9 protein-coding genes are annotated in these 7,779 nt (G+C 68.2%); 8 read left to right on the top strand and 1 reads right to left on the bottom strand.

Annotated elements, in window-relative coordinates:
- The 8 genes from fliN to KILIM_RS09335 form a co-directional block, all read left to right on the top strand.
- On the top strand, positions 1-615 hold a 615-nt coding region (gene fliN / locus KILIM_RS24965; RefSeq protein ID WP_006592423.1), incomplete at its 5' end, for a flagellar motor switch protein FliN.
- Positions 612-1,106 carry a flagellar biosynthetic protein FliO gene (locus KILIM_RS22285; protein WP_006592422.1) on the top strand — a complete coding sequence of 165 codons (495 nt, stop codon included), beginning with the start codon at positions 612-614 and terminating at the stop codon, positions 1,104-1,106. The genes fliN and KILIM_RS22285, both read left to right, overlap by 4 nt.
- A gap of 43 nt (positions 1,107-1,149) precedes the next feature.
- Complete coding sequence (gene fliP, locus KILIM_RS09360) at positions 1,150-1,902, top strand: flagellar type III secretion system pore protein FliP (protein WP_006592421.1); 753 nt, start codon at positions 1,150-1,152, stop codon at positions 1,900-1,902.
- A gap of 8 nt (positions 1,903-1,910) precedes the next feature.
- Positions 1,911-2,183 (top strand): flagellar biosynthesis protein FliQ, encoded by a 273-nt coding sequence (fliQ, locus tag KILIM_RS09355; RefSeq protein WP_006592420.1) that lies wholly within the window; start codon positions 1,911-1,913, stop codon positions 2,181-2,183.
- A 9-nt stretch (positions 2,184-2,192) separates the two neighbouring features.
- Positions 2,193-2,975: a flagellar biosynthetic protein FliR gene (locus KILIM_RS09350; RefSeq protein ID WP_006592419.1), complete on the top strand. Its 783-nt coding sequence runs from the start codon at positions 2,193-2,195 to the stop codon at positions 2,973-2,975.
- A gap of 3 nt (positions 2,976-2,978) precedes the next feature.
- Positions 2,979-4,187 carry an EscU/YscU/HrcU family type III secretion system export apparatus switch protein gene (locus tag KILIM_RS09345; RefSeq protein ID WP_006592418.1) on the top strand — a complete coding sequence of 403 codons (1,209 nt, stop codon included), beginning with the start codon at positions 2,979-2,981 and terminating at the stop codon, positions 4,185-4,187.
- A 201-nt stretch (positions 4,188-4,388) separates the two neighbouring features.
- Positions 4,389-6,437 (top strand): flagellar biosynthesis protein FlhA, encoded by a 2,049-nt coding sequence (gene flhA / locus KILIM_RS09340; protein WP_006592417.1) that lies wholly within the window; start codon positions 4,389-4,391, stop codon positions 6,435-6,437.
- Positions 6,412-6,798 (top strand): hypothetical protein, encoded by a 387-nt coding sequence (locus tag KILIM_RS09335; protein WP_006592416.1) that lies wholly within the window; start codon positions 6,412-6,414, stop codon positions 6,796-6,798. Before flhA ends, KILIM_RS09335 begins: the two co-directional genes overlap by 26 nt.
- Before the next feature lie 70 nt (positions 6,799-6,868).
- Here the strand turns inward: KILIM_RS09335 and KILIM_RS09330 are convergent, their stop codons facing one another.
- Positions 6,869-7,519 carry a GntR family transcriptional regulator gene (locus KILIM_RS09330; RefSeq protein ID WP_157551612.1) on the bottom strand — a complete coding sequence of 217 codons (651 nt, stop codon included), beginning with the start codon at positions 7,517-7,519 and terminating at the stop codon, positions 6,869-6,871.
- Positions 7,520-7,779 lie beyond the last annotated feature (260 nt).

Genomic DNA, 7,779 nt, shown 5'->3' with positions numbered 1-7,779 from the left:
GCCGAGGGCCCCGAGAGCGCCGAGGCACCGGCCGACGAAGCCGCCGAGGGTGCGGCCGCGCAGGCGCAGGAGCCATCGGGCGAGCAGGCGCCGGGCGCGGCCTTCGGGGTCGATGACGCCAACGGCCAGGGCGGCATGCCGGGGATGGCCGGCTTCGGCGTGCCGGGCATGGACCCCGCCATGGTGGCCGCGATGGCGGCCCAGATGGGGCAGGGCGCCTATCCGAGCGCGGCGCAGCAGGCGGCGATGGCCGCGCACGCGCAGGCCTACGCGGCCCAGCAGGCGCAGCTGCAGGGCATGGCCACCGGCGCGACCTTCCAGCCGCTGGCCGGAGCGATGCCGTATCCGGTCGACCCGCGCCGCATCGACCTGCTGCGCGAGGTCATCATGGGCGTCTCGGTCGAGCTCGGCCGCACCCGCCTGACCGTGCAGGAGATTCTCGGGCTGACCCCCGGTTCGATCGTCGAGCTGGACCGCGCCGCCGGCGCCCCCGTCGACGTGCTCGTCAACGGCACCCTCATCGCCCACGGCGAGGTCGTCGTCGTCGACGAGGAGTTCGCCGTTCGGATCTCGGAGGTCGTCGGGCCCGACCGAGAAGGACGGATCACGGCGTGAGCCCAGGCGAGGTCGCCGTGCTGGCCCTGCGCATGGTGATCTCTCTGACGCTGGTCCTGGGTCTGCTGGTGCTGCTAGCCCGCTATGCGGCCCGGCGCGGGGTGGGCCGCAGTGTCGGCCTCGGCTACGACATCGAGGTGCTCGCCCGCCGGCAGTTGGCCCGCAACGCCTCCCTGCAGGTGGTGCGGGTGGGCGACCAGACGCTGCTGCTGGGTGTGGGCGAATCGGGCGTAAGGGTGTTGCGGCGGCTACCAGCTGCCGAAGGGAAGCAGGAGGCGTCCGAGGCCGCGCAGATCGCGGCGGCGGACTTACAGGATGCGACGGGGGGCATCGGGTCGATCTCGCGCAGATCGGACCCGAGCGACGTCGTGCACCACGCCCGCCCGCAAGGGGGCGCCGGCGGGGTGCTGCGGATGCTGGAGGACCTGATCAGACCGGAGGGGAGGCACCGTGCCGCACGGGGGGACCGTCGACGCGTGCCGGGCCAGTAGCGCCCACGCACTCGCACCTGGCAGACCGCGCAACCGTTGGTGGGTGCGCCTGTTCGGCGTCGCGGCGCTCGCCGCGCTGACCTGGCTGCTCACCAGCGAGGCCGCCTTGGCGGCCGCCACCGACCCGGAGAGCCCCGGCATCTCGGTCTCCCTCAACGACGGGCCGGGCGTCACGCAGTCGGTGACGATCATCGCGCTGATGACCGTGCTGTCGCTCGCGCCGGCGATCCTCATGCTCACGACGTCGTTCACCAAGATCGTCGTCGTCCTGGCCCTGACCCGGCAGGCCTTGGGCACCCCGACGATCCCGCCGAACCAGGTCATGGCCGGCCTGGCGATCTTCCTCTCGCTGTTCGTCATGGGCCCGGTGCTGACCCAGTCCTACAACGAGGGCATCGCGCCGTTCATCGACGGGCAGATCACGGACACCTCCGTCGCGCTGGAGAACACGTTCGCGCCGGTGCGCTCGTTCATGCTGGCGCACACCGGTCAGCAGGAACTGCAGACGATGATCGCCCTCTCCGGGGCCGATCAACCCCAGGACGAAACACAGGTCTCGGCCGTCACGCTCATCCCCGCCTTCGTGCTCTCGGAGCTGAAGACGGCGTTCATCATCGGGTTCGTCATCTTCATCCCGTTCCTCATCATCGACCTCGTCGTCGCCTCGACGCTGATGTCGATGGGAATGATGATGCTGCCGCCCATCATGATCTCGTTGCCGTTCAAGCTGCTGCTGTTCATCATGGTCGACGGCTGGACGCTCATCACCACGGCCCTCGTCACGAGTTACCGCTAGGGCGGGCCATGAGCGACAACGATGTGATGCATCTGGCCGTGCAGGCCATGATCATGGGCGCCAAGCTCGCGGCGCCGATCCTCATCATCAGCCTCGTCATGGGGTTCATCATCTCGCTGCTGCAGTCGGTGACGCAGGTGCAGGAGATGACGCTGACGTTCGTGCCCAAACTCATCGCGGTCGCGCTCATTCTGCTGTTTCTGGGCAATTGGATGATGACAGAGTTGGTGACCTTCACTCAGGGACTGATCCGCGACATCCCGAACTATCTGCAGCGGTAGGGCGGTGCCATGTCCCTCGCCGGCCCACTCGATCTGCTCGTCTCGTTCCTGCTCGTGTTCACCCGACTGAGCGCGTTTCTGCTCATCGCGCCGCCGTTCAACAGCAACGCGATTCCCCGCCGGATTCGCGTGCTGCTGGGTGCCGCCATCGCGCTGCCGATCGCCGGTCTCGTGGCGACCGACGATCCGCCGCTGCCCGATCTGTCGTCGCTGTGGCCGCTGGTCGCCGCCATCGGTTGGCAGGTGTTGGTCGGCCTGACGCTGGGTTTCATCGTGCTCGTGGCGTTCTCGGCGATCCAGGCGGCCGGCAACCTCATGGACCTGTTCAGCATGTTCGCCATGGCGGCCATGCTGGACCCGATCTCCAACACGCAGAGCTCGGTGTTCGGCCGCCTGCAGTACCTCATCGGCACGACGCTGCTGTTCGCCTCCGGGGGGCACCTGCTGTTCGTCCGCGGCCTGATGTCGACCTTCGAGGTCGCCCCGCTGCAAGCCCCCGACCTGCGAGCGCTGGAGCCGTTGCTCATCAACGAGTTCGGGCGCCTGCTGCTGGCCGCGGTGGAGATCGGCGGGCCGGTGCTGGCCTGCCTGTTCCTGGCCGATGTCGCCCTGGGTCTGGTGAGTCGTTCGGTGCCCAGCCTCAACGTCTTCCAGCTGAGCTTCCCGATCAAGGTGATCCTCGCGGTCAGCCTGGCCTCGGTCGCGGTCGCGATGCTGCCCGCGGCCGTCAACGGCATCGTCGAGCGGGTGCTGCTCCACTTCCAGCCCGCCCTACAGATTCTCGGGGGGTGAGCCGTGTCCGAGGACAAGTCGAGTAAAACCGAGAAGGCGACCCCGCAAAAGCAGAAGCAGGCCAAGGAAGAGGGCAATATCGCCCGCACCCAGGACCTGTCGATGTGGCTCACGGTGCTCGTCTTCGTGTTCATCGGCCCGATGCTCATCCGGCAGCTCTTCGACGACACCACCCTGCAACTGGAGTGGATCACCCGGATCATCGAGGCCCCCGACCTGGGCACCGCCACCCAGTACTTCCGCAGCGGCCTGCTCAACTCGTTGAAGATCATCCTGCCGATCGCGCTGCTGTGCATGGTGTTCGGTGCCCTGGGGCACATCGTTCAGGGCGGCATGAAGATCTACGCCAAGCGCTTCAAACCGAAATGGAAGAAGCTCAACCCGTGGACCGGGTTGAAGAATATGTTCGGGATGCAGGCGGCCTGGACCTTCGTCAAGACTCTGGTGAAGTTTGCGGTCTTCGGCTCCATCGCCTATTTCGCCGTGCAGGGCACCATTGCCACGCTCAGCGGCTCGGGTCGCTGGGCGATCGGCTCCCTGTTCGGCATCACCGCCGACACCGCGATGGCGGTCGTGCGAGACATCGCGATCGTCGGCCTCGTCATCGCGGCCGCCGACTACGCGATGGAGCGCCGCCGCGTCGACAAGTCGATCCGCATGAGCAAGGACGAGATCCGCCGCGAAAGCAAGCAGCAAGAGGGTGACCCGCACGTCAAGGGCCAACGCCGCGCCAAGCAGCGCGAGATGGGCCGAATGCGGATGATGGCCGCCGTGGGGGAGGCCAGCGTCGTCGTCACCAACCCCGCGCACATCGCCGTCGCCCTGAAGTACGAACAGGGGGAGGGGGCGCCCCAAGTCGTCGCCAAAGGCGCAGGTCACCTGGCCAAGCGCATCCGCGAGGAGGCCCAGGCCCACGAGGTGCCGGTCGTGCGCGACGTCATCGTCGCCCGCATGCTGTTCAAGCTCTGTGAGGTCGAGGAGTACATCCCCTTCGAGCTGTACGACGCCATCGCCAACGTGCTCGCGTTCGTCATGCGCATGTCGGATCTGCAGCGCACCGACCGCGTGCACACCAGTCCGCTGCGCCACCCCGACTACAACGGCGTCGACCTACCGGAGGACCTCAGCGACGAGGCGCTGGGCATCACCGCCTACGCCAGGCAGGCCCAAGACGAGCCCGCCGACGGCCCCGACGACTGGCGCGCCGCCTGAAAACCGTTCGCGCACATGTCGATCGGTGCAGCGCCGACTTGACCATTGCTTTACCCGCCGCGATGGTCGCGCCGGGTCGCGAGAAAACGTGATCCGGGGCGCTTTCGGCGCCGCTCAGAATGGCCCCGCGCGGGCCGATGAACAGGGAGTACGCCGCCCGCCTGCCCGCGGGTGTCCCCCGGCACATCCAAGAGGTCGCCCGTGAAACCGAGCCGTATCGCGCAGATCGGTATCCCTGCGGCGATCGTCGGCGTCGTCATCATGATGGTCGTGCCGCTGCCCACGCAGCTGCTCGACGTGCTGCTGGCGTTCAACATGGGCTTCTCGGTGCTCATCCTCCTGGTGGCGATGCGGGTCACCAAGCCGCTGGACTTCTCGATCTTCCCGGCGCTGCTGCTGCTGGCGACGCTGTTCCGGCTGGCCCTGAACATCGCCTCGACGCGTCTGGTGCTGCTGCAGGGCGACGCGGGGCAGGTCATCGAGTCGTTCGGGCACTTCGTCGTCGGCGGCTCGATCGTCGTCGGCCTGGTGATCTTCGTGATCCTCATGATCATTCAGTTCGTCGTCATCACCAACGGTGCCGGCCGTGTCGCCGAGGTCGCCGCCCGGTTCACCCTCGACGCACTGCCCGGTAAGCAGATGGCCGTCGACGCCGACCTCAACTCCGGCCTCATCGACGAGAACGAGGCCCGGCGGCGCCGCAAGGAGGTCTCGGCCGAGGCCGACTTCTACGGCGCAATGGACGGTGCCAGCAAGTTCGTCAAGGGTGACGCGATCGCCTCCGTCATCATCACGCTGATCAACCTGCTCGGCGGCTTCGCCATCGGCATGCTGCAGAACGGCCTCAGCGCCGGGGAGTCCATTCAGAAGTACTCCCTGCTGTCGGTCGGAGACGGTCTGGTCAGCCAGATCCCCGCGCTGCTGCTCTCGGTCTCCACCGGCCTCATCGTCACCCGGGCCACCACCGAGAACGACCTGGGCACCGACCTGCTCGCCCAGTTCGGCAGGCACCGCCAGGCCGTGATGATCGCCGGCGCGGCCGTGCTGGCGCTCGGCCTGGTCCCCGGGCTTCCCAAGCTGCCGTTCATCCTCATCGGCGCTATCCTGCTGGCCCTGGCCTTCCGCCTCCCCAAGGAGGGCGCGGAGGTGGAGCCCGAGGAGATACCCGAAGATCTGCCGACCACCCCGCAGAAGGACAGCCCCATGGCGATCGCGCAGGACATGCGCGTGGAGCCGCTGGAGCTGGAGTTGGCCTACGACCTCATCGACCTCGTCGACTCCGCCGCCGGCGGCGACCTGCTCGACCGCGTCCGTGCCCTGCGCCGCAAGCTGGCCCAGGAGATCGGCATCGTCGTGCCGCTGGTGCGCACCCGCGACAACCTCGACCTGCCGCCCCGGCACTACGCCATCCGGGTGCACGGCGTCGAGGTCGCCCGCGGGCAGGCCCCCGCCGGGATGGTGCTGGCCATCGGTGACGACCTCGACCAACTGCCCGGCATGGTCACCCAGGAGCCGGTCTTCGGCCTGGCCGCCAAGTGGGTGCCCGCCGAGCTGCGCGAGCACGTCGCGCTGGCCAGCTCGACCGTCGTCGACCGCAGTTCGGTCATCACGACGCACATGGCGGAGGTCGTGCGCGTGCACGCGGCGCAGCTGCTCTCGCGCGAGGACGTCAAGATGCTCGTCGACATGGTGCGCCAGAGCCACCCCGTCGTCGTCGACGAACTGACGCCCGCCCCGCTCTCCCTCGGTGAGGTGCAGCGGGCCCTGCAGGGGCTGCTCACCGAGCGCGTGTGCATCCGCGACCTCGTGCGGATCTTCGAGGCCATGTCGATGCGCGCCAAGGTCTCCACCGATCCCGACGGCCTCGTCGAGTCGGCCCGCGGGGCGCTGGGTCCCGCGATCGCCGCCAGCCACGCCGTCGACGGCCGACTGTCGGTCATCACGTTCGAGCCGCTGCTCGAGCAGCGGCTCATGGAGTCGCTGCGACCCAGCGAGCAGGGTGTCTTCCTCGCGATGGACCCCCTGCTGGCCGAGCGATTGGCCACCGAGGCCGGGCGCGTCGCGGCCCTGGCGGAGGCCAACGGCGATCCGCCCGTCCTGGTGTGCGCGGGTCCGCTGCGCCTGCCGATCCGACGCCTGCTCGAGCAGGCGGCACCCCGAACCCCCGTGCTGTCCTACGCCGAACTCGGCGGGCAGCTGACCCTCGTCACCTCAGGAGTCGTGAATGTCGCCGAAGTCACGGCCGCCTAAGGCCAAGAAGAAGGGCCGCAAGGGTCGCAAGGGTGCCGATGAGGTCGCCGAGACGACCATCGTCATCGAGGAGCCGCCGACCGGCCCCCCGTTCGGGATGATCGTGCTGCTCGCGGTCGTCGTCTGCCTGCCCTCGCTCATGGCCTTCGTCGACGGCACGATGGCCTTCGACGCTGCGGCGCTGCGCTTTTTGGCGGCCCTGACCGTCTCGTGGCTGTTGGTCAACCTCGTGTATGCCGTCGCGAAGTCGTTCGCCAAACCGGCGGAAGAGGAGACGAGCACCACCACCGTGGAGTCGATGAGCTACGCCAACGACCCCAACGCCGCCTATCGCCTGCCCGCCGATCCGGCTCAGCAATAGGGAGCGCGCGGCGCGCTCCAGCGCTCAGCGCCGTGACCGGCAGGGTGTCAGCAGCCCCGTCAGCAGCCCGTCAGCGGCCGTTGGCGGCCGCGAGCAGGCGGGCCCGTCCGGCGCGCAGGTGCGCGCGCAGGCCCGAGAGGTAGAGGTCCAGGTCGCCCTTCTCGAGGCGTTCGACGAGACCGACGTGTTCACGCTGGGCGGCGAGCATTCGCTCGACGATCCCGTCCTGGCTGGCGCTCGTGCTCAGCCGGCGCTGGTGGTCGCGCAGGTTGCGTAGCAGGTCGACGAAAAAGGGGTTCTCGCCGGACTGCACGATCGTCAGGTGAAAGAGCGTGTCCGACTCCATGAACTCGACGTGATCGCCGGCGTGGGCGAAGCGCTGCTGTTCGGCGCACCGCTCCCACAGGGAGTCCAGGAGGGCGCGGGGCAGGGTGTCGGCGGCGGTCAGCAGCTTGGTGGCGGCGTGGGTCTCGATGATCTCGCGGGCCTCCATCACCGAGGTGGCCTCCTCGAGGGAGACGGGGACGACGACGGCTCCGCGCTTGGGGTACAGCTGCAGCAGGCCCTCGGCCTGCAAGCGCAAGAAAGCTTCACGAACGGGGGTGCGGGAAATACCCAGGGAACTGGATACCTGTCCCTCGGTGATGACATCGCCGCCGGCCAGAACGCCGTCCAAAATACGTGCGCGCGTCACGTGGTAGGCCCGCTCTGTGGCAGACATCGGCCGAGACATGGCCCTCCCTTTGTGTGGTTCCCTCCCTGGCGCACGCCAGATTGCCACCGTGTCCGCGGGGGCCCCCAAGACTGACGTCTACCTACATGAAGGTAACCCGTGAAAACCATGAGTTCAACTGCATCACTGCAGGTGAGCGGGGGTTTCTCGTAGTCGGGCGTCCAACTGTGAAGCGCTGCCGACGCCCAGGTCTGCGCTTATAGCGACTAATGCCGGGTGCCCGCGCGGAAAAAAGGCCGGCGTTACCG

Source organism: Kineosphaera limosa NBRC 100340 (assembly GCF_000298215.1).
GTDB lineage: Bacteria > Actinomycetota > Actinomycetes > Actinomycetales > Dermatophilaceae > Kineosphaera > Kineosphaera limosa.
The sequence above is the reverse complement of the archived record's forward strand: the minus strand, read 5'-3'. Positions and strand labels throughout refer to the sequence as shown.